Here is a 19,933-nt window from a genome sequence, read left to right as displayed (position 1 = left end):
GGCTGCTGCCTGCGGGGCGTGGTGCTGCTGCGTACAACGGGAGTGGGCCTAGCGCAGGGGGATTGGCAGATGAAAACGCAAGTCAAAGCATTGGTTGTCGGGGGCGGCGCGGTTGGCACGTCGATCGCCTATCATCTGGCGAAGGCCGGTTGGGATGATGTGATGCTCTTGGAGCGGGACGAGTTGACCTCTGGCTCGACATGGCATGCGGCGGGGCTGTTGCCCTTGTTCAACATGTCTTATGCGACGACCCATATTCATCAATATTCGGTCGAGTTTTATAAGACGCTGGAGGCGGAGACGGGGTTGAACGCAGGCTTTGCCGTGGTGGGCAATCTGCGCATGGCCCAGACCGACGCGCGGATGGATGAGTATATGCTCTATGCTTCCACCGCCGAGACCTGTGATGTGCCCTATCAATGGCTTACCCCCGATGAGATCAAGGCGAAGTGGCCGCTGATCGAGACATCGGACTTGAAGGGGGCGCTTTATCACCAGACCGATGGCTATATTAACCCTGCCGATGTGACCATGGCGATGGCCAAGGGCGCGCGGCAGCGTGGTGTGGCGATCGAGCGCAAGTGGCAGGCGGATGGGTTCCATTGGAATGGAACGCATTGGGAGGTGACCTGCACCAAGATGGTCGAGAAGGGCGGCAACCTTGTCCCGTCGGACGAGCAGATCGTCATCACGGCGGAACATGTGGTGACCGCGAGCGGCAACCATGCGCAGCGCACGGCGCGGATGCTGGGCATCAAGATGCCAGCGATTCCCGTGGAACATCAGTTCATCATCATGGACCGCGATCCGGCCTTGGTCGATTATCGGGCGGCGGGCAACGGGGAGCATCCGGTGATCCGCGATGCCGATGCGCAGAGCTATGTGCGCGAAGAGCGTGGTGGCTGGATCCTTGGGGTTTATGAGAAGGGCGCGCCGGCGCGGTTTGAATATGGGGTGCCGGACAGTTTCCGGGCCGATCTGTTTCAGCTCGATCTTGAGCGGATCGAAGATCAATATATAGCGATGAACCACCGCATCCCCTCGGCCGAGGATTGCGGGCTGAAGGATGATTTCAACGGACCGATTTGCTATACGCCCGATGGCAACCCCTTGGTGGGGCCAGCGCCGGGGCTGCGCAATATGTGGCTGGCGGAAGGGTTTTCCTTTGGGATCACGGCGGCGGGCGGCACGGGCTATTATCTGGCGCAGATGATGGTGGAGGGCGAGTCCGAGATCGATATGGCGAGCCTCGATCCCAAACGCTACGGCGATTGGATGACCACGGAATATGCCGCGCGCAAGAACGAGGAAGCCTACGACCACGTTTATATTCTGCACCATCCTGATGAGGAGCGGCCCGCGTGCCGCCCGCTGCGCACCTCGCCCGCCTATGACCGGCAGGCGGCGCGGGGGGCGCAGTTCGGGCAGGTGAATGGTTGGGAGCGGCCGAATTATTTCGCGCCGGAGGGGTTTAGCGATCATGACAGCCGCTCGTTCCGGCGCGGGGGCTGGTGGCAATATGCGGTAGAAGAGGCGAAAGCCATCCGTGAGGGTGTGGGTCTGATTGATGCCACGGCCTTTACCAAACATCTGGTCCGCGGGCCGGGGGCGACGGCGTTTCTGGATTGGTTCACCTGCAACAAGCTGCCTTCGGTGGGGCGGATCAACCTGACCTATGCTTTGACCGGGGCGGGGACGACGCGGACGGAATATACCATCGTGCGTTTGGCGCAGGACGAATATTACCTCGTCTCGGCGGGGGCGTGGACGGCCTATGACAGCGATTATCTGCGCAAGGCGATTGCCGATAAGATGCCTGAGGTCGGCTACGTGGAATGTCATGACGTGACCACGCAGTGGGGTGTCTTCGCGATTGCCGGGCCGAAGTCGCGGGATGTTTTGGGCGCCTTGGTGCGGGATGCGGCGCCGGAGACGGTGTTGGGCAACAAGCGGTTCCCGTGGCTCACCATGCGCGACATCGAGTTGGGCATGGTGCCGGTGCGCGCGATCCGGGTGGCCTATACCGGAGAGCTCGGCTGGGAGTTGCATCACCCGATCGAGATGCAGAACCATCTGTTCGACCAGTTGGAGAAGGCCGGCAAGCCGCATGGGATGAAGCTGGTCGGTGCGCGGGCGCAGAACTGGCTGAGGCAGGAGAAGAGCTATCGCGCCTTTGGGCATGAGTTGGGCCGGGATGCGACGCCTTTGGAAGCGGATTTGCCGCGCTTCGTGGACCTGAACAAAGAGTTTCACGGGAAGCAAGCGATGGTCGATCACGGCATCCGCGCGAAATGCGTGACCGTGCTGATCGACGGGCCAGAGGATGCCGATCCTTGGGGCCGCGAGGTGCTTTACAATGGCGAGACCCGGACCGGGCGGCTGACCTCGGGGGGCTATTCCATGACCTTCGGCAAGAGCATCGGCATGGGCTATGTCAAACCCGAGGATGCGGTGGTAGGCACGAGGCTGAAGGTAAAGATGCTTGATCAACTGTGGGAGGCCGAGGTGGTCGAAGACAGCCCCTATGATCCGAAGAACCAGCGCATCCGGGTGGACGGTTGATCCGGCGCGGGCTGCTTGCACTCTTTTGCGTATTGGCGCTGACGGCGGCGCTGCTGCGCGACAATCCCGTGGTCAGCGCGGCGCAGGGCTATGCCGCGGATGTGGCGACCACGGCGGCGGCCTCCTATGTCACGTTGCGCACGTTGAACGCCTTTCTCTCCACCGCGCAGGAGATCGAGGTGGGGCTGTCCTTCATCGCCTCCGGCTCGGCGCGGCCTTTAAAGGTGTTGGAGCCGATTGACGACACGGTCGAGCGGATCGCGGGGCTGGTTTTCGGTGTCATGGTGGCCACGGGGGTGATCGCCGTGGCGCTTGGTCCGGTGAGTGCGATTGGGTTGGGGCTGTTGTCTGTCGCACTGGCGGTTTGGGCCTTGAGCAAGCGCGGTCATGCCGGGCTGCCCCGTCGGTTGGCGTGGTATGGCGGGTTTCTGGGGCTGGCGCTTCCGCTTGCCTTGGTTGTGTCTGAGCCGCTGGCGGGGACGCTCACCGAAGGGGTCTATCTGCGGAACATGGAGGTGATCGAGGAGATCACCGCACATGTGGGCGGCAGCGAAGCTTTGGGTGAGGAAGAACCGGGTTTGACGGAGTATCGGCAGCTTGCCAGCAACCTTTGGAGCCGCGCGGATGAGTTGATCGGCGCGCTGTTGGCAGTGCTCGGGGTGCATGTGTTTCGGATATTCTTGTTGCCGCTTTTGTTGGTGGGCGGGCTGTTCGTTGTGGCGCGGTATTATGCGCGGGGGTGAAGGCTGGCGTGGCGTCTGGGGTGGGCGTTGTGCAGAGGTATTTGGGAAAGGATGAAGCGGGCGGGGTGGCGTTTTCGTTGGAGCCGTTTGGTTTGGGGAGAACCGATCGCGTCGCTTTTGCGGCGGGGTGGCGCAGAGGTATTTGAGAAAGGATGAAGGAGGGGAAGGGGTGCTCCCCCGTTCATTTTAGCGCAGGGCGCGGGTGGCGACCCAGTTTTGCCAGTCGGCGCGGCTGCCGGAGAAGGCGTTGAGGTCCACGTCGCCGCCGATGCCCGCGACGATGCCCGTGGCGCTGTATTGCCAGAAGCGCCATGTTTGGCCGGGGTAGGTTTCGGCTGGGGTTTTGGCGGTGGTGCGCAGCCAGAAGTCGTATCCCCGGAACCGGCCAAGATCGTTCTCACGGTAGAATTTGGGTGTGGTGTAGATGATCGGGCGTTGGCCGTAATGGGCCTCGACCAAGCGCAGCCAGCGGCGCATTTGATCGCGGACGGCGGCAGCGGGCGGGCGGACATGGGCGCAGGTGGGGGAGAAGGGGTTCCATTCCATATCGAGCACCGGGGGCAGCATGCCGCCTGTCTTGGGCACGTTGCGGATGAACCAGCGGGCCTGATCCTCGGGCGGGGTGCAGAAATAGTAGAAATGATAGGCGCCGCGTTTCACGGCGGCCTGGCCCGCGCCTTGCCAGTGGCTGTCGAAGTTGATGTCTTTGAGGTCGCCGCCTTCGGTGGCTTTGATGAAGGCGAAGTTCACCCCCGCGCGTCGGGCGGTGTTCCAGTCGATATCGTTTTGGAAACGGGCCACGTCGATGCCGTGCACGGGGTAGGCGGCGGGGGTGCGGCCTTTGAAACTTACCGGATCGCTGTCGCCGAAGGCGGCGGGGAAGAGCACGCCGGGCGGGGCCGGGGGCGGGCTGCCGGGGGAGCCGCAGGCGGCGAGGGCGAGAAGCGTCAGGATCAGGGCGCGGCGGAGGATCATGGGCTGGGCTTTCTGGCGATGAAGGCGAGGTTGTTGGCGGGCATGTCCACTTCGTCGATCGGGCTGAGGGCTGCATCGCTGAGCCAGCGGGCCATCTCGGTATTGTCCTTATAGCCGATCGCGGGGTCGGCGGCGCGCAGCTGGGCGTCAAAGCGGGTGTCGCCGGGGGAGGTGGTTTGGCCGTCGCGTTTGAACGGGCCGTAGAGGATCAGCGTGCCGCCGGGGGCGAGGGCTGCGGCGGCTTCATCGATCAGGCTCCGGGTGGCGAAGGTCGAGATCAGATGCAGCAGATTGGCCAGCATGATCAGGTCGAAGGGGCCATGTTCGCCCGCCCAGCCGGGCGTGGTCGCGTCGAGCGGCAGGGCGGGGGCGATATTGGGCGAAGCGGCCTCGGCTGCATAGGCGTTAATGCTGGCGCGGCGGGCGGTGTCGATGTCGCTGGGTTGCCATCTAAGGCCCGGCAGGCGTTTGGCGAAGCCCACAACATGTTGGCCGGTGCCGCTGGCGATTTCCAGTGCACGGCCCCGGGGCGGGGCATGGGCGGCCAGCAGGTCGCAAAGCGCGTCGAGATTGCGCGCGGCGGCGGGGGCGAAGAGCCGGTCGCCGCCTGCCTCTTCGGCGACGCTGGCGTTGGGAGGCAGGCGGCTCATGCCTGCTCTTCCAGCCGGTCGGTGGCCGGGGGCGGTGTGGGCGACAGGGCGGAGATGGCAGCGTAGGTCTGCGGCGTCATTAGGTAGGTCAGCGCGGCGAGCGACGGCTCTAGTTGGGCCAAGGAGCGGGCCGAGATAATCGGCGTCGGCTTCGTGGGATGGGCCGCTGCCCAGGCCACGGAGAGGGTTGCGGGATGGGTGCCCAGATCACGCGCGAGGGCGGCAAGACCGGCAGCGGCGCCGTGCATTCCCTCTTGCCCGTAGCGGGCGGCATAGCGGTCATCCTCGCTCAGGCGGCCAGTGCCGCCCTCAGCGTATTTCCCGGTCAACAGTCCACCGCCCAGCGGGGAGTAGGGGGCGACCAATATGTCGAGGTCATGGGCCATCGGCAGGATCTCGACCTCGGCCTGACGTTTGACGAGGTTGTACATCGGTTGGATCACCGCGATCTCAAGCCCGAAGTCGGCGGCGATATGGGCGGCTTTGACGACCTGCCATGCGGCGAAGTTCGACAGGCCCACTTGGCGGATATGGCCCTGTTGTTGCAGGTCGGCCAGCGCGGCGAAGCTTTCGGTCAGCGGGGTCTCGGGGTCGAAGCGGTGGAGGTAGAGCACATCAAGCGTATCAAGCTGCATCCGCTGGCGAGATGTCTCGGCAGAGGCGAGAATATTAGCCCGACCCGCGCCGCCGGTATAGGCGGCTTTGGTGGCGATGATCAGGCTTTCGCGGCGGTCTTGGACGAACTGGCCCAACAGCCGCTCTGACGCCCCGTCGGTATAGACATGGGCCGTGTCGAAATGGGTGATCCCGGCCTCGATACATGCGTCGAACATCGCGCGGGAGGCTGCCGCATCGGCGCGCCCGCCGAACTGCATGGTGCCGAAGGCGAGGCGGCTGGCGGGGGTGCCATCAAGGCTGGTGAGCATCTGTATCATGCCAGATTGGTGGCATGTGCGCTGCCCGCGCGCAATGGGTTTACGCAGGGGCAGGCGGCGGCGCGCTTGGGGATTGCACGCATGGGGCCCCGACCGGGGCGGCGACGAAAAAGGGGCGCGCGGTTGCCCGTGCGCCCCTGTCGTCGGTCAGCCGGTTCGGCTTACTCAGGAATGGTGCCTTCGATGCCTTCGACATAGAAGTTCATGCCCGCCAGCGTGCCGTCATCTGCGGTCTCGCCTTCGGCCAGCCATGCGGAACCGTCCTGTTTGTTGATCGGACCGGTGAAGGGGTGGTACTCGCCCGATGCGATTTTCTCTTTCAGTTCCAGCGCTTCGGCTTTCACATCTGCGGGCACGGCGTCGGTGATCTCACCAATGCCGACCATGCCCGGCCCGATGCCGTCCCATGTGTCTTGGCTTTCCCATGTGCCGTCCATGACCGCTTTGACGCGGTCGATGTAGTAGGGCGCCCAGTTGTCGATGATCGAAGACACGCGCGGCTTGGGGGCATATTGCGCCATGTCGGAGGCTTGGCCAAAGGTGATCACGTTGCCCGCTTCCTGTGCAGCCGCTTGGGGTGCTGTGGAATCGGTGTGTTGCAGCACCACGTCGGCACCCTGTTCGATCAGCACCTTGGCGGCGTCGGCTTCCTTGGCCGGGTCAAACCACGTGTAGGCCCAGACGATTTTGAACTGAACGTCGGGGTTTACCTTCTTGGCGTGGATATAGGCGGAGTTGATGCCGCGGATCACTTCCGGGATCGGGAAGGAGCCGATGTAGCCGATGATGTTGCTCTCGGTCATGGAGCCCGCGATGTGGCCCTGAATGGCGCGGCCTTCGTAGAAACGCGCGGAATAGGTCGAGACGTTGTCGGCGCGTTTGTAGCCGGTGGCGTGCTCGAATTTCACATCGGGGAATTTCTTGGCGACATTGATGGTGGGGTCCATGTAGCCAAAGGAGGTGGTGAAGATCAGATCGGCACCATCGAGCGCCATCTGCGTCATCACACGTTCGGAATCGGGGCCCTCGGCGACGCTTTCGACGAAGACGGTTTCGACCTTGTCGCCGAACTCTTCTTCGACGGCCAAACGGCCTTCGTTATGCTCATAGGTCCAGCCGCCGTCGCCCACGGGGCCGACAAAGACAAAGCCGACCTTGGTCTTGTCTTGGGCCACAGCGCCCGAAGCAAGGCCGAGCGCAAGGGCCGCGCTGGTCATAAGGGTGGATAGTTTCATGAGGTTTCCCCTGTTTGCGTGCCCCTTGCCGGGGCTTGATGTGCGGCGCAGGGCCGCGTGACGTGATGCCCCTAGTTCGAGGCGTGGAAGGTACGGCCCAGCGAGGCCGGCGCGGCGCTTTTGTCCGCCGACAGCACCACCAAAACGATGATGGTGATGATATACGGCGACATTGCCAGATACTCTACCGGAATGGCAACGCCCGCGCCTTGCAAGTTCAACTGCAACTGGGTGATGCCGCCGAAAAGATAGGCACCCAAAAGCGCACGCCACGGCTTCCACGAGGCGAAGACGACAAGGGCAAGGGCGATCCAGCCGATGCCGGCGGTCATGCCTTCGGTCCATTGCGGCACGCGAATGAGGCTAATGTAAGCCCCGCCCAAGCCCGCGCAGGCGCCGCCAAAGAGGATTGCCGCAGTGCGGATGCGCTTGACCTTGTAGCCGAGCGCATGGGCCGCGTCGTGGCTTTCGCCAACCGCGCGCAGGATCAGACCCGCGCGGGTGAATTTCAGCACCGCCCAAACCCCGGCGACCAGCGCGATGCCGAGGTAGAGGATGATGTCATGGGTGAAGAGGATTGGCCCGATTACGGGAATATCGGCCAGCGGGCCGAAGTCGATGTCACCCAGACGTGGCGGTTTGATCCCGACGTAGCTTTGCCCGATCAGGGCCGAGAGGCCGAGGCCGAAGAGCGTGAGCGACAGGCCCGAGGCGACCTGATTGGCCAGCGCCACTTGGGTCAGGAAGGCGAAGAGCAGGCTGAGAACGGCACCGCCCACAGCGGCGGCGGCGAAGCCCAAAAGCGGCGATCCGGTCTCAACCGCCGTGGCAAAGCCGCAGATCGCGCCGGTGATCATCATGCCTTCGACGCCGACGTTCAGAACGCCGGATTTCTCGACCACCAATTCGCCGATGGCGGCGAAGATCAGCGGCGTCGCGGCCACGAGGAAACCTGCGACGAACAAGAGCGGGTTGATTGCGGAAAGATCCATCAGGCAGCCTCCGCCGCGCCAAAGCGCAGCCGGTAATGAGTGAAAACGTCCAGCGCGAGCAGGAAGAACAGGAGCATGCCTTGGAACACCTGAATGGCGGCGGCGGGCAGGCCGAGGTTGGACTGCGCGATGTCCCCGCCGATATAGGTCAGTGCCATCAGCGCCCCAGCAAGCAGGATGCCAATCGGGTGCAACCGGCCAAGGAAGGCCACGATGATCGCCGTAAAGCCATAGCCCACGTTAAAGTCGATGGTCACCTGACCCGAGGGGCCAGCGACCTCGAACATGCCCGCAAGACCGGCGAGCAGGCCAGAGGTGCCGAGGCAAAACAGCACCAGCCGCGCCGGGTTCACGCCGGAAAAGCGCGCCGCGCGGGGGGCCTCTCCGGTGACGCGGATGGCAAAGCCAAGCCGGTGCCGCGCCAGCAAGACATAGGCAAAGATCACCGCGATCAGTGCTGCGACCACGCCCCAGTGCATGCCAGAGCCTGCGAAGAGTTCGGCGTTATGAGCCGAGGCGTATTGTTGCAGGTTGCGCGAGCCGGGAAAGCCGTAGCCTTCGGGATTTTTCAGCAATCCGAGTGACATGGAGGCAAGGAACTGTTCCGCCACATAGACCAGCATCAGCGAGACGAGGATTTCATTGGTGCCAAACCGCACCTTGAGAAGGGCCGGGATCATCGCCCAGAGCCATCCGCCGAGCGCCCCGGCGAGGACCATCAGCGGGAAGATATACCACGCCTCAAGCGGGTAGAATGCCAGCCCCACGCCCGCGCCAAAGAGGGCGCCCATGATATACTGGCCCTCGGCCCCGATGTTCCAGATGCCCGCTTTGAACCCAAGGCTGAGGCCAATGGCGATCAGCACCAAGGGTGCGCCTTTGATCAGCAGTTGGGGGCGGTAGTAAAAGGCGTAGTCGCCAAACAGGGGTTGCCAAAAGATCGTTTGCAGCGCCTCGATCGGGTCTTTGCCCAAGGCCGCGAACAAAAGCCCGCCAAAGATGAAAGTGGCCAGCACCGCCATGATCGGTGTCGACAGCGAGAGGGCCCGGCTGGGCTGCGGACGCTTTTCAAGGCGGATCACTGATCACCCCCAATGGTCAGAGTGAAAGATGCGAGGTTCGGCTTAGACATGCGCGACCTCCATACCATGTGCCCCGCCCATCATCAGGCCGATCTCTTCGACGGTCAGCCCCTGCGCGGGGCGGGACGGCGACAGGCGGCCTTCGTTCAGGGCGGCGAAATTGTCGGAAATCTCCATCAGCTCATCAAGGTCTTGGCTGATGACGATCACCGCGGTCCCGCCCGAGGCGAGATCGAGCAGCGCCTGCCGGATCGCGGCGGCGGCAGAGGCATCGACCCCCCATGTGGGCTGGTTCACGACCAGCAGCTCGGGCCGTTGCAGCACCTCGCGCCCGATGACAAATTTTTGCAGGTTGCCGCCCGAAAGCGAACGCGCGGCATTGGCGGGGCCGGGGGTGCGCACGTCGAAGGTCTTGATGATCTTCTCGGCAAAGCTGCGCGCCTTGCCCCAGTCGAGCATGCCGCCGCGCTCCAGCCCCTCACGGGCGGCCCCGGTCAGCATGGCGTTTTCCGTCAGCGACATGTCCGGCACGGCGGCATGGCCCAGCCGCTCTTCGGGGGCGGTCAGCACGCCAAGCGCGCGGCGGGCGGTGGGGCCGAGCAGGCCAATGTCGCGCCCGTCAAAGGTAATCATGCCCGCGCCGACCAGTGTTTCGCCCGAGAGCGCGTTGAGCAATTCGTCCTGCCCGTTGCCCGCGACGCCGCCGATGCCCAGCACCTCGCCGCGCCGCACCTCGACGGAAATATCGCGCAGCGGCATGCCGAAAGCATGGGCCGACCGGGCCGAGAGGTTGTTCAGCGTCAGCGCCACTTCGCCCGGTTCCTTGCTGTCGCGGGTCGGCGTTTTCAGCGCGGAGCCCACCATCATCTCGGCCATGTCGCGGGCCGACGTCTCACGCGGGGTGCAATGGCCGACGACCTTGCCCAAGCGCAGGATCGTGGCGCTGTCGCACAGGCTGCGGATTTCTTCGAGCTTGTGCGAGATATAGAGGATCGCGGTGCCTTCGGCGCTGAGTTTGCGCAGGGTTTTGAAAAGGATTTCAACCTCTTGCGGCGTCAGGACCGAGGTCGGCTCGTCCATGATCAGCAGTTTCGGCTCTTGCAGCAGGCAGCGGATGATCTCAACCCGCTGACGCTCCCCCGCTGAGAGGTCGCCGACGGTGCGGTCCGGCGCAAGCGGCAGGCCATAGGTGTCCGATACATCGCGGATCTGTTGGCTAAGCTCGCGCATCCGCGGCGGGTTTTCCATGCCAAGCGCGATGTTTTCCGCCACGCTGAGCGCGTCGAAAAGCGAGAAATGTTGAAACACCATGCCCACACCCGCCTGCCGTGCGGCGTGCGGGTCGGTGGGGGCAAAGCTCTCGCCCCGCATCAGCATCTGGCCCGCGTCTGGTTTGACCAGCCCGTAGATCATTTTAACCAAAGTGGATTTGCCCGCGCCGTTCTCGCCCAGCAGGGCGTGAACCTCGCCCGGTGCGATCCGCAGGGAAACGTCATCGTTCGCGACGACGCCGGGGTAGGCCTTGGTCAACCCGGTGAGGTCGAGAAGTGAATCAGTCATGCGGAAACCTTTGTCTGGGTCCGGGCGATGAGGGCGATCAGCGCGCCATGGGCAATTTGCGCAGGCAGCTTGCCCAGCGATTTATCGCCAATTGGACAGGTGATGCCAGAGGGATCCAACCCCATGTCACGCAAGCGGCGGGAAAACCGTGACTTTTTTGTGTCAGAGCCGATCAGCCCGACGCTCGCAGCCCCGCGATTGAGCAGCGCGGCACAGAGTGCGAGGTCGATGTCATGGGAATAGGTGAAGATCAGGTGATGCGCCTCGCGCGGCGCATGGGCGGCCAGCCGCGGCATATCGGCGGCGGGGGTGACGGTGACATGGGGCGGGATGTCGTCGGGGAAGCGGTCGCGGGCGCTGTCGATCCATGTCAGATCGAAGGCCCGGGGCGGGCAGGCGGCCACCACCGCCCGGCCCACATGCCCCGCGCCCCAGAGCCAGAGCGGCACGTCGCTGTGTACATCCGGCAGGGGCAGGGGGGTGGCCGCGTCCAGCGGGCGCGGCGTCGTGGTGTAGCGCAGGCTCACCGCGCCGCCGCAGCACTGGCCCAGACCGGGGCCGAGCGGCAGGGTCTGGCTGTCATCGCACCGGCCTTCGGCCAGCATCTGGCGGGCGTGCGCGATGGCCTGATGCTCCAGCGCGCCGCCGCCGATGGTGCCCGCGATTGCATCAGGCGTGACCTTCATCGCCGTGCCCGCATCCCGCGGGGCCGAGCCGCGCGTGGCGGTGACCTCGACGAAGATCGCGGTCATTTCCGCGCCCGTCCAACGGCGGCGAGCACGGCCTCGGCGGTGGCCGGGGCCTGCAGGTCGCCGTAATGCGGGCCACAGGCCGCCACCGCATCCGACAGCGCCATGAAGACCGAGATGCCCAGCATGAAGGGCGGCTCGCCCACGGCCTTGGAGCGGTAGACCGTCTGCGCCGGGTTCGGCTGGTCCCAAAGCGCCACGTTGAAAACCGGGGGGCGGTCCGAACAGGCGGGGATCTTGTAGGTCGAGGGCGCATGGGTGCGCAGGGTGCCACTCTCGTCCCAGACCAGTTCCTCTGTTGTCAGCCAGCCCGCGCCCTGCACGTAGCCGCCCTCGATCTGGCCGATGTCGAGCGCAGGGTTCAGCGAGGCGCCGGTGTCATGCAGGATGTCGGTGCGCAGGATGCGGTTCTCGCCGGTCAGCGTGTCGATCACCACCTCGGTGCAGGCCGCGCCATAGGCGAAGTAGTAGAACGGCCGCCCGCGCCCGGCGATCCGGTCCCATTCGATCTCGGGCGTCTTGTAGTAGCCGGTGGCGGAAAGGCTCACGCGGTTCTCATAGGCCGAAGCGGCGGCGGCGGCGATGGTAATCTCCTCTCCGCCGATGCGCACCATGCCGTCGGCGAATACCACCTGATCGGGGGTGGTCTGGTAACGCTCGGCCAGATGCGCGGCCATGCGGTCGCGGATGGTGTCGCAGGCGTTCTGCGCCGCCATGCCGTTGAGGTCCGAGCCCGAAGAGGCTGCGGTGGCCGAGGTGTTGGGCACCTTGGCGGTGTCGGTGGCGGTGATCTTGACCAGTTCGGGCGAGACGCCGAAGCGCGAGGCCGCGACCTGCGCCACCTTCTGGAACAGCCCTTGGCCCATCTCGGTGCCGCCGTGGTTCAGGTGGATCGAGCCGTCTTGATAGACATGCACCAGCGCGCCCGCCTGATTGAGGTGGGTGAGCGTGAAGGAGATGCCGAATTTCACCGGGGTGATCGCTATACCGCGTTTCATTAGCGGGCTTTGCGCGTTCCACGCGGCGATGGCGGCGCGGCGCGCCTCGTAATCGCAGCTCTCGACCAGCCGGTCGGTCAGCGCGTTAACGATGCAGTCGGTCACCGGCTGCTGGTAGGGCGTGGTCTGCACGTCCGAGGGGGTGGCCGGGATCGACGGTTGCGCGCCGGGCGCAGGGGGCGCGCCGCGTGATGATAGATCGGCCTCCGCATCCGGCGGGGTGCGGTTGTCGATCGCGGTGCCGGTGTTTTCCACCTCGGTCGGGCGGTGGGCGTTGTCGCTGTAGTAATTCGCCCGGCGCACGGCGAGCGGATCGAGGCCCAGCTCATGGGCGATATGGTCCATTACCCGTTCGATGCCGACGATCCCCTGCGGCCCGCCGAAGCCGCGAAAGGCCGTGGCGCTGGCGGTATTGGTCCGCAAACGGTGCGAGGTGATCCGCACGTCGCGCAGATGATAGGCGTTGTCGGCATGCAGCATGGCGCGGTCGGCCACGGGCAGCGACAGGTCCATCGACCAGCCGCAGCGGGTGTAATGGGTCACGTCCAGTGCGGTGATGCGGCCATCGTCATCGAAGCCCACGTCATACGCGACGCGGAAGTCGTGCCGCTTGCCGGTGACGATCATGTCGTCGTCGCGGTCATAGCGCATCTTACAGGGCTTGCCGGTCAGCGATGCCGCCACGGAACAGGCGATGGCCAGCGCGTTGCCTTGGCTTTCCTTGCCGCCGAAACCGCCGCCCATGCGCCGGGTCTCGACCCGCACGGCGTGCATGGGGCGGCCAATGGCATGGGCGACTTTATGCTGAATCTCGGTCGGGTGCTGGGTCGAGGAATGCACCAGCATGTCGCCATTGTCTTGCGGCAGCGCCATGGCGGCTTGACCCTCGAGGTAGAAATGCTCCTGCCCGCCCATCTCGATCTGGCCCGCGAGGCGACGGCTGGCTTTTGACAGCGCGGTTTCGGCATCGCCCTTCTGATAGATGCGGGGGCCATCCTCGAAACGGCTGTTGGCGTCGAGCGCCTGTTCCACCGTCAGGATCGGATCGCGCGGGGTGATCTGCGGCTTGCCCAACTGGGCCGCCCGGCGCGCGGCGAGGTGGCTGGTGGCCACCACCAGATAAAGCGGCTGGCCCGCGTAATGCACCTGATCGGTCGCCAGAAGCGGCTCGTCATGGTTCGAGGGCGAGGTGTCGCAATCATGCGCGAGGTCATCGGCGGTCAGCACCGCGACGACGCCGGGAGCCTCGCGCACGGCGGAGAGGTCCAGACCGGTCAACGCACCCGCCGCGACGGGGCTGAGGCCAAAGGCCAGATGCAGCGTGCCGCGCGGGGTGGGGATGTCGTCGACATAGCGCGCGGCGCCGGTGACATGCAGCTTCGCGGCGTCATGGGGAAGGGGCTTTGCAACGCTCATGCCAAGACCTCCAGCAGATTGGTGGGGGTGCCATTGGCGTCGTGGAAATAGCGTAGCAGCATGTTCTGCGCCGCCTGCATCCGGTAGGCGGCCGAGGCGCGCATGTCCGACAGCGGGGTGAAGTCCTGCGCCATCGCCTCCATCGCCTTGCGGATGGTCTCTTCGTTCCACGGCTGGCCGACGAGGGCGGCCTCCGCCGCGGCGGCGCGTTTCGGGGTGGCGGCCATGCCGCCGAAGGCCACGCGGGCGGTGAGGATTTCAGAACTGTTGCCGGTGATCGAGATGCAGCCGCAAACCGCAGAGATGTCCTGATCGAAACGCTTCGACAGCTTGTAGCAGCGCAGCGTGTCGTGCTGGCGCGGCACGGTGATCGCCTCGACAAATTCGCCCGGCGCGCGGTCCTGCTTGCCGTAGTCGAGGAAGAAATCCTCCAGCGGCAGTTCGCGCCGCGCATCGCCACGGCGCAGGTGCAGCGTGGCACCGAGCGCGATCAGCGCGGGCGGGCCGTCACCGATGGGCGAGCCATTGGCGATGTTGCCGCCCAATGTCGCCGCGTTGCGCACCTGCGTCGAGCCGTAGCGGCGCAGCATCACGCCCAAGCTGGGGAAGAGGGGGGAGAGCTTTGCCTCGACTTCGGTCAGCGTGGTCATGGCCCCGATGCGCAGACCGGTCTCATCCTCGGTAATGCCGCGCAGATCGGCGCAGCGGTTAAGGAAGGCCACGGCGCCCAGATCGCGGAAGCCCTTGGTGACCCAGAGCCCCACGTCCGTCGCCCCGGCGATCAGCGTCGCGTCGGGGTGGTCGAGGTACCACGCGGCCAGCTCATCGCTGCTCTCGGGCTGCACATGCGGCGCGCCCTCGGCCTTGGCAGGGGCGGGGATGTCCTGCGCGAGCTTCGATTTGAGGCCCAGCAGATGCTCTGGCACGGGCTTGTCCGCCGCGGCTTCGGCGGCGCGGATGATCGGCGCGTAGCCGGTACAGCGGCAGAGGTTGCCGGCAAGCTGCACGTCGTGGTCCCGGGCGCCGTTGAGATGCGCTGTGGCCATCGAGACCACGAAGCCCGGGGTGCAGAAACCGCATTGGCTGCCGTGATGTTCGACCATGGTCTCCTGCACCGGGTGCAGGGTGCCGTCGGCGCCCGCCATGCCTTCGACCGTGGTGACGGCCTTGCCGTTGATCTGGGGCAGGAACAGGATACAGCCATTGAGCGCGCGGTGCCCGCTCTCATCACTGATCATGACCGAACAGGCCCCGCAATCGCCCTCGTTACAGCCCTCTTTCGTCCCCGTCAGGCCACGCTCTTCGCGCAGCCAGTCAAGCAAGGTGGTGGTCGGGGACACGTTGGAGAGTGACACGACTTCTCCATTGAGAAGAAAAGTGATGTCCATTGGTTCTCATCCGCCGCGGTACAAAGTGGCCCGTAAACATGCGCGGGTTCGATGCGGCGTAGAACCGGGCGCGGGCGAGGTAGAGGTCAGGCTAGCGGGGCGGGGGGCGTTTTGGCAAGAAAAAATACCTTGGGCGAAAAATGCGCGCGCGCGGCATCCGGCGCTGGTGCCGGGCAGGCGGCTGGCATAGTTTGCGCCCATGTCAGATGCTCCCCGATTCATTCACCTGCGCAGCCACTCCGAGTATTCCCTGCTGGAGGGCGCGCTGCGGCTGAAAAAGCTGCCCGGCATGTGCCGTGACGCGGAAATGCCCGCGCTGGCGCTGACCGATACCAACAACATGTTCGCAGCACTCGAGTTCTCCGTCGCTATGGCGGGGGCGGGCGTGCAGCCGATCATCGGCTGTCAGGTCGACGTGGCCTATGTCGAGGTGCAGCCGGGCGAGAAACAACGCCCGCCCGCGCCGGTGGTGCTGCTGGCGCAGAGCGAATTGGGCTACGAAAACCTGATGAAGCTGAACTCCTGCCTCTATCTCGACAAGGGCGGGGCGGCGGCGGAGGTAACGCTGGCGGAACTCGAGGCGCTGAGTGCCGATCTTATCTGTCTCACCGGCGGTCCTTCGGGGCCGGTGGGGATGCTGTTGCAAGGCGGCCAGCGCCCGGCGGCGGAAGCGCTTATGGCGCGGCTGCACAAGGCATTCGGCGACCGGCTCTACGTCGAGTTGCAGCGTCACCCGGAAGACGGCGGCCAGCCCGAGGCCGAGCGGCTGACCGAGCGCGGCTTTGTCGAGATGGCCTATGCCATGGACATCCCGCTGGTGGCGACCAATGACGTCTATTTCCCCAAGCCCGACATGTACGAGGCCCATGACGCGCTGATCTGCATCGCCGAAGGCGCCTATGTCGACCAGAGCCAGCCGCGCCGCCGTCTGACCGCGCAGCATTACTTCAAGTCCCAAGCCGAGATGGCGACCCTCTTTGCCGACCTGCCCGAGGCGCTGAGCAATACCGTCGAGATCGCCAAGCGCTGCGCCTTTATGGCCTATCGCCGCGATCCGATCCTGCCCAAGTTCGCCGACGACGAGGTCGCCGAGCTGCGCCGCATGGCCAATGAAGGGCTGCAGGCCCGTCTGGCGGTGATCCCCCACGCGGTGAGCGTGGAGGAATACCAAAAACGGCTCGATTTCGAACTGGGCATCATCGAGGGGATGGGGTTCCCGGGCTACTTCCTGATCGTTGCCGACTTCATCCAATGGGCCAAGGACAACGACATCCCGGTCGGGCCGGGGCGGGGCTCCGGTGCGGGTTCGCTGGTGGCCTATGCGCTGACCATCACCGACCTCGACCCGCTGCGCTACTCGCTGCTGTTCGAGCGTTTCCTCAACCCCGAGCGGGTCTCCATGCCCGACTTCGACATCGACTTCTGCATGGACCGCCGCGAGGAGGTGATCCGCTACGTGCAGGAGAAATACGGCCGCGACAAGGTGGGGCAGATCATCACCTTCGGTGCGCTTCTGTCTAAGGCGGCGGTGCGCGACATCGGGCGCGTGCTGCAGATGCCCTACGGGCAGGTGGATCGCCTCTCGAAGATGATCCCGGTGGAGGGGGTGAAACCCGTCTCCATCGAGAAAGCGCTGGCGGATGAGCCGCGCCTGCGCGAGGAGGCCAAGAACGAGGAGGTCGTCGACCGGCTGCTGACCTACGGCCAGCAGGTCGAGGGGCTTTTGCGCAACGCCTCAACCCACGCCGCGGGCGTGGTGATCGGCGACCGACCGCTGGATCATTTGGTGCCGCTCTACCAAGACCCGCGCTCGGACATGCCGGCAACGCAGTTCAACATGAAATGGGTCGAACAGGCCGGGCTGGTGAAGTTCGACTTTCTGGGTCTGAAGACCCTGACTGTCATTCAAAACGCGCTCGACCAGATCAAGGCGGGCGGGCGGCATCTGCATATCGCCGCGGACGGGCGCCAGATCTACGAACCGCCCGAGGGCCATGTCGATGACGTGGCCACCATCCCGCTCGACGACAAGGCGACCTACGACCTTTATTCCAGCGCTAAGACCGTCGCGGTCTTTCAGGTGGAATCGAGCGGCATGATGGATGCGCTCAAGCGCATGAAACCGACCTGCATCGAGGACATCGTCGCCCTTGTGGCGCTTTACCGCCCCGGCCCGATGGAGAACATCCCGGTCTATTGCGAGGTCAAGAACGGCAAGCGCGAGTTGGAATCGGTGCATCCCAGCATCGACTACATCCTCGAAGAGACCCAAGGCATCATCGTTTACCAGGAACAGGTGATGCAGATCGCGCAGGTCATGGCGGGCTATTCGCTCGGCGGTGCGGACCTGTTGCGCCGCGCCATGGGTAAAAAGATCGCCGAGGAGATGGCCAAGGAACGCCCCAAGTTCGAAAAGGGCGCGATGGCCAATGGCGTCGACAAGAAAAAAGCGGCGGAGGTCTTCGACCTTCTGGAAAAATTCGCCAACTACGGCTTCAACAAGTCCCACGCCGCGGCCTATGCGGTGGTCAGCTACCAGACCGCATGGCTAAAGGCGAACCACCCCGTCGAGTTCATGGCCGGGGTCATGAACTGCGATATCCACCTCACCGACAAGCTGGCGATCTATTTCGAGGAGGTGCGCAAGCATCTTGAACTGCCCTGGGTGCCGCCCTGCGTGAACCGCTCGGATGCGACCTTCAAGGTGGTCGACGGCGCGCTGGTCTATGCGCTGGGCGCGCTGAAGAACGTCGGGCTGGAGGCAATGCGGCTGGTGACCGAGGGGCGCAAGGTGGATGGTGTGGACAAGCCCTTTGCTACGCTCTTTGACCTCGCCCGTCGGGTGGACCTGAAACGTGTGGGCAAACGTCCCTTGGAAATGCTGGTGCGCTCGGGCGCGTTCGACCAGCTCGACAGCAACCGGCGGCGGGTGTTCCAATCGCTCGACGGGTTGGTGAGCTATTCGGCGGCGATTCACGAACAGAAGGCCAGCAATCAGGTCTCGCTCTTCGGGGAGGCGGGCGACGACCTGCCCGAGCCGCGGATGCTGCCCTGCGACGACTGGCAGTCTGCCGAACGGCTGGCCGAGGAGTTCAAGGCCGTGGGCTTCTACCTCTCGGGCCATCCGCTGGACGACTACATGCCGCCCCTGAAACGCAAATGGGCGCGGGAGACTGGTCTGCCCTTCCTCACGCTTGATGAGCTCAATGAAAAGGTCTCGACCCGCGGCGCGATGAACGCGCGACTTGCGGGCGTGGTGGCGGGCCGTCAGGAGCGCAAGTCGGCGCGGGGCAACCGCTTTGCCTTTGCGCAACTCTCCGACCCCACGGGCGGCTACGAGGTGACGATCTTCTCCGACGTGCTCGAAGCCTCGCGCGATCATCTGGAGGTCGGCTCCAAGGTCGTCGTCACCGTGGAGGCCACGATGGAAAGCGACCAGTTGAAGCTCTTGGCCCGCGGCATCGGGCCGATCGACGCGGCGGTGGCGGATGCGGGCAGCATGGGGCTGCGGGTCTTCATCGACGGGCCGGGGGCGATCCAATCGGTGGCCGATGTGCTTGACGGGGCGCGGCAGGCGGTGAAGGCAGCAGGCAAGGGGCCGGTGCAATTCTGCCTGATGGACCCAAGCCTGCCCGGTGAGGTCGAGGTTGATCTGGGGCGCGAATTCCCGGTGACACCGCAGATCAAGGGCGCGATCCGCTCGCTCGACGGGGTGATGGAGGTCGAGGAAATCTGACCTCCGCGCCGCCTCGGCGGCCTCCCGCGTTGCCACATCCAGTGGACGGCGGCGGGTGGCTGCGCTACCTGCCTGCCAAGCAACGGGGAGCAGAGCATGAAACGACGCATCGGCCTTTTGATTGTGGGGACGTTGCTCTCCGCCTGCGCCATGGCCCCCACCGCGCCGAACCCTCAAGTCTCCGAAGTTTCATTCGGCACCGTCCTGCCATTTGGCGAGGTGGCCCGTGTCTGCGATCTGGATCTGAGCGAATTCGGGCAACTGGTCGAGGAACCCGCGGCGCGGGGCTACCGGTTGTTCGATTCGCAGCCCGGCAGCGCCGGGGCGCGCAGTTTCTACATTACCGGCTTTGCGGACGATTGCGCGCGTCAGTTGACGGCGGCCAATGTGCTGTTCGGCAAACCTTCGGTCTATGAACAACTGCACTACGGCCCGGGGGGAGAGAACCTGCCCACAGCCGAGACCGACGCGGCCTATGAGACGATCAAGGCCCGCGTCTGCGGTGCGGGACGCGGGAAACCCTGCGGGCGGCAGATCGGCAAGCTGGACAAGACCACCTTTTTCGTCAGCGCCTATGAGCGTTTGGGCCAGACCGCGCGCTGGTCCGAAGTGCTGGTGCATGACGGGGCCGTCGCCGCCGTGGCAATGAAATCAGCCAATTGACGGGTGCGCGGCGCTGCCGCTCAGTAATGCGGGGGGCGCTCATTGCCCAAGAGCACCGCGCCACCGCCCGAGGCGTCCCGCTCTCCTTCGCGCTGCATCAGCATATGGACGCGGCGGTTCAGGGTGACGATCTCGGCCTCCTGACGGGTGACAATCTCTGACATATCGTCGACCGCGCGGGTCAGATGGGCGATCTGCTCTTCAAGGCGGCTGATATGCTCGGCTGTTTGGTCTGGGGTGTGATCAGGG

The 19,933-nt window shown here is 64.9% G+C and carries 15 protein-coding genes; 4 read left to right on the top strand and 11 right to left on the bottom strand.

The window, feature by feature from the left end; all coding sequences use genetic code 11:
* The first annotated feature begins 69 nt into the window (after window positions 1-69).
* Both ACGYLQ_RS14735 and ACGYLQ_RS14730 read left to right on the top strand, forming a co-directional pair.
* The gene (locus ACGYLQ_RS14735) at window positions 70-2,562 is read left to right on the top strand and encodes an FAD-dependent oxidoreductase (protein ID WP_394443605.1); all 2,493 of its coding nucleotides are present in this window, start codon (window positions 70-72) and stop codon (window positions 2,560-2,562) included.
* Complete coding sequence (locus ACGYLQ_RS14730) at window positions 2,559-3,305, top strand: hypothetical protein (RefSeq protein ID WP_394422420.1); 747 nt, start codon at window positions 2,559-2,561, stop codon at window positions 3,303-3,305. Before ACGYLQ_RS14735 ends, ACGYLQ_RS14730 begins: the two co-directional genes overlap by 4 nt.
* Window positions 3,306-3,491: 186 nt before the next feature.
* On the opposite strand, the gene ACGYLQ_RS14725 is transcribed toward ACGYLQ_RS14730, so the two are convergent.
* From ACGYLQ_RS14725 to xdhA, 10 genes are all read right to left on the bottom strand, one after another.
* A complete protein-coding gene (locus tag ACGYLQ_RS14725) occupies window positions 3,492-4,280 on the bottom strand; it encodes a GH25 family lysozyme (protein WP_394443604.1) in 789 nt (262 codons plus the stop codon).
* Complete coding sequence (locus ACGYLQ_RS14720; protein WP_394443603.1) at window positions 4,277-4,930, bottom strand: DUF938 domain-containing protein; 654 nt, start codon at window positions 4,928-4,930, stop codon at window positions 4,277-4,279. Before ACGYLQ_RS14720 ends, ACGYLQ_RS14725 begins: the two co-directional genes overlap by 4 nt.
* Window positions 4,927-5,865: an aldo/keto reductase gene (locus ACGYLQ_RS14715; RefSeq protein ID WP_394443602.1), complete on the bottom strand. Its 939-nt coding sequence runs from the start codon at window positions 5,863-5,865 to the stop codon at window positions 4,927-4,929. The genes ACGYLQ_RS14720 and ACGYLQ_RS14715 overlap by 4 nt, the downstream gene beginning before the upstream one ends.
* Window positions 5,866-6,026: 161 nt before the next feature.
* On the bottom strand, window positions 6,027-7,100 hold the full coding sequence (locus ACGYLQ_RS14710; RefSeq protein WP_394443601.1) for a BMP family ABC transporter substrate-binding protein: 1,074 nt from the start codon (window positions 7,098-7,100) through the stop codon (window positions 6,027-6,029).
* Window positions 7,101-7,171: 71 nt separating this feature from the next.
* Window positions 7,172-8,092 carry an ABC transporter permease gene (locus tag ACGYLQ_RS14705; RefSeq protein WP_394443600.1) on the bottom strand — a complete coding sequence of 307 codons (921 nt, stop codon included), beginning with the start codon at window positions 8,090-8,092 and terminating at the stop codon, window positions 7,172-7,174.
* Window positions 8,092-9,174, bottom strand: a complete 1,083-nt coding sequence (locus tag ACGYLQ_RS14700; protein ID WP_209217190.1) for an ABC transporter permease — start codon at window positions 9,172-9,174, stop codon at window positions 8,092-8,094. The genes ACGYLQ_RS14705 and ACGYLQ_RS14700 overlap by 1 nt, the downstream gene beginning before the upstream one ends.
* A gap of 42 nt (window positions 9,175-9,216) precedes the next feature.
* Complete coding sequence (locus ACGYLQ_RS14695) at window positions 9,217-10,734, bottom strand: ABC transporter ATP-binding protein (RefSeq protein ID WP_394443599.1); 1,518 nt, start codon at window positions 10,732-10,734, stop codon at window positions 9,217-9,219.
* The gene (gene xdhC, locus ACGYLQ_RS14690) at window positions 10,731-11,486 is read right to left on the bottom strand and encodes a xanthine dehydrogenase accessory protein XdhC (protein WP_394443598.1); all 756 of its coding nucleotides are present in this window, start codon (window positions 11,484-11,486) and stop codon (window positions 10,731-10,733) included. Before xdhC ends, ACGYLQ_RS14695 begins: the two co-directional genes overlap by 4 nt.
* Entirely contained in the window at window positions 11,483-13,897 is a 2,415-nt protein-coding gene (gene xdhB / locus ACGYLQ_RS14685; protein ID WP_394443597.1) for a xanthine dehydrogenase molybdopterin binding subunit, read from the bottom strand. The genes xdhC and xdhB overlap by 4 nt, the downstream gene beginning before the upstream one ends.
* The gene (gene xdhA, locus ACGYLQ_RS14680; RefSeq protein ID WP_394443596.1) at window positions 13,894-15,285 is read right to left on the bottom strand and encodes a xanthine dehydrogenase small subunit; all 1,392 of its coding nucleotides are present in this window, start codon (window positions 15,283-15,285) and stop codon (window positions 13,894-13,896) included. Before xdhA ends, xdhB begins: the two co-directional genes overlap by 4 nt.
* Before the next feature lie 199 nt (window positions 15,286-15,484).
* Between xdhA and dnaE the strand changes: the two genes are divergently transcribed.
* Together dnaE and ACGYLQ_RS14670 are read left to right on the top strand one after the other, a co-directional pair.
* A complete protein-coding gene (gene dnaE / locus ACGYLQ_RS14675; RefSeq protein ID WP_394443595.1) occupies window positions 15,485-19,021 on the top strand; it encodes a DNA polymerase III subunit alpha in 3,537 nt (1,178 codons plus the stop codon).
* A 96-nt stretch (window positions 19,022-19,117) separates the two neighbouring features.
* Window positions 19,118-19,684: a hypothetical protein gene (locus ACGYLQ_RS14670; RefSeq protein ID WP_394443594.1), complete on the top strand. Its 567-nt coding sequence runs from the start codon at window positions 19,118-19,120 to the stop codon at window positions 19,682-19,684.
* Window positions 19,685-19,704: 20 nt separating this feature from the next.
* Here the strand turns inward: ACGYLQ_RS14670 and ACGYLQ_RS14665 are convergent, their stop codons facing one another.
* The gene (locus ACGYLQ_RS14665) at window positions 19,705-19,899 is read right to left on the bottom strand and encodes a SlyX family protein (protein WP_394443635.1); all 195 of its coding nucleotides are present in this window, start codon (window positions 19,897-19,899) and stop codon (window positions 19,705-19,707) included.
* Between the last annotated feature and the right edge of the window lie 34 nt (window positions 19,900-19,933).

This window comes from Sulfitobacter sp. 1A12779 (genome assembly GCF_043557315.1).
Taxonomy (GTDB): domain Bacteria; phylum Pseudomonadota; class Alphaproteobacteria; order Rhodobacterales; family Rhodobacteraceae; genus Sulfitobacter; species Sulfitobacter faviae.
Note: the sequence above shows the minus strand (reverse complement) of the source record. Positions and strands in the feature narration are given on the sequence as shown.

What these genes read in the sequence shown, in the direction of transcription:
- ACGYLQ_RS14695 (WP_394443599.1), bottom strand. Translation starts at nt 10,734, where the DNA reads ATGACTGATTCACTTCTCGACCTCACCGGGTTGACCAAGGCCTACCCC.
- ACGYLQ_RS14705 (WP_394443600.1), bottom strand. Translation starts at nt 8,092, where the DNA reads ATGGATCTTTCCGCAATCAACCCGCTCTTGTTCGTCGCAGGTTTCCTC.
- ACGYLQ_RS14720 (WP_394443603.1), bottom strand. Translation starts at nt 4,930, where the DNA reads ATGAGCCGCCTGCCTCCCAACGCCAGCGTCGCCGAAGAGGCAGGCGGC.
- ACGYLQ_RS14725 (WP_394443604.1), bottom strand. Translation starts at nt 4,280, where the DNA reads ATGATCCTCCGCCGCGCCCTGATCCTGACGCTTCTCGCCCTCGCCGCC.
- dnaE (WP_394443595.1), top strand. Translation starts at nt 15,485, where the DNA reads ATGTCAGATGCTCCCCGATTCATTCACCTGCGCAGCCACTCCGAGTAT.
- xdhA (WP_394443596.1), bottom strand. Translation starts at nt 15,285, where the DNA reads ATGGACATCACTTTTCTTCTCAATGGAGAAGTCGTGTCACTCTCCAAC.
- ACGYLQ_RS14735 (WP_394443605.1), top strand. Translation starts at nt 70, where the DNA reads ATGAAAACGCAAGTCAAAGCATTGGTTGTCGGGGGCGGCGCGGTTGGC.
- ACGYLQ_RS14670 (WP_394443594.1), top strand. Translation starts at nt 19,118, where the DNA reads ATGAAACGACGCATCGGCCTTTTGATTGTGGGGACGTTGCTCTCCGCC.
- ACGYLQ_RS14710 (WP_394443601.1), bottom strand. Translation starts at nt 7,100, where the DNA reads ATGAAACTATCCACCCTTATGACCAGCGCGGCCCTTGCGCTCGGCCTT.
- xdhB (WP_394443597.1), bottom strand. Translation starts at nt 13,897, where the DNA reads ATGAGCGTTGCAAAGCCCCTTCCCCATGACGCCGCGAAGCTGCATGTC.
- xdhC (WP_394443598.1), bottom strand. Translation starts at nt 11,486, where the DNA reads ATGACCGCGATCTTCGTCGAGGTCACCGCCACGCGCGGCTCGGCCCCG.
- ACGYLQ_RS14715 (WP_394443602.1), bottom strand. Translation starts at nt 5,865, where the DNA reads ATGATACAGATGCTCACCAGCCTTGATGGCACCCCCGCCAGCCGCCTC.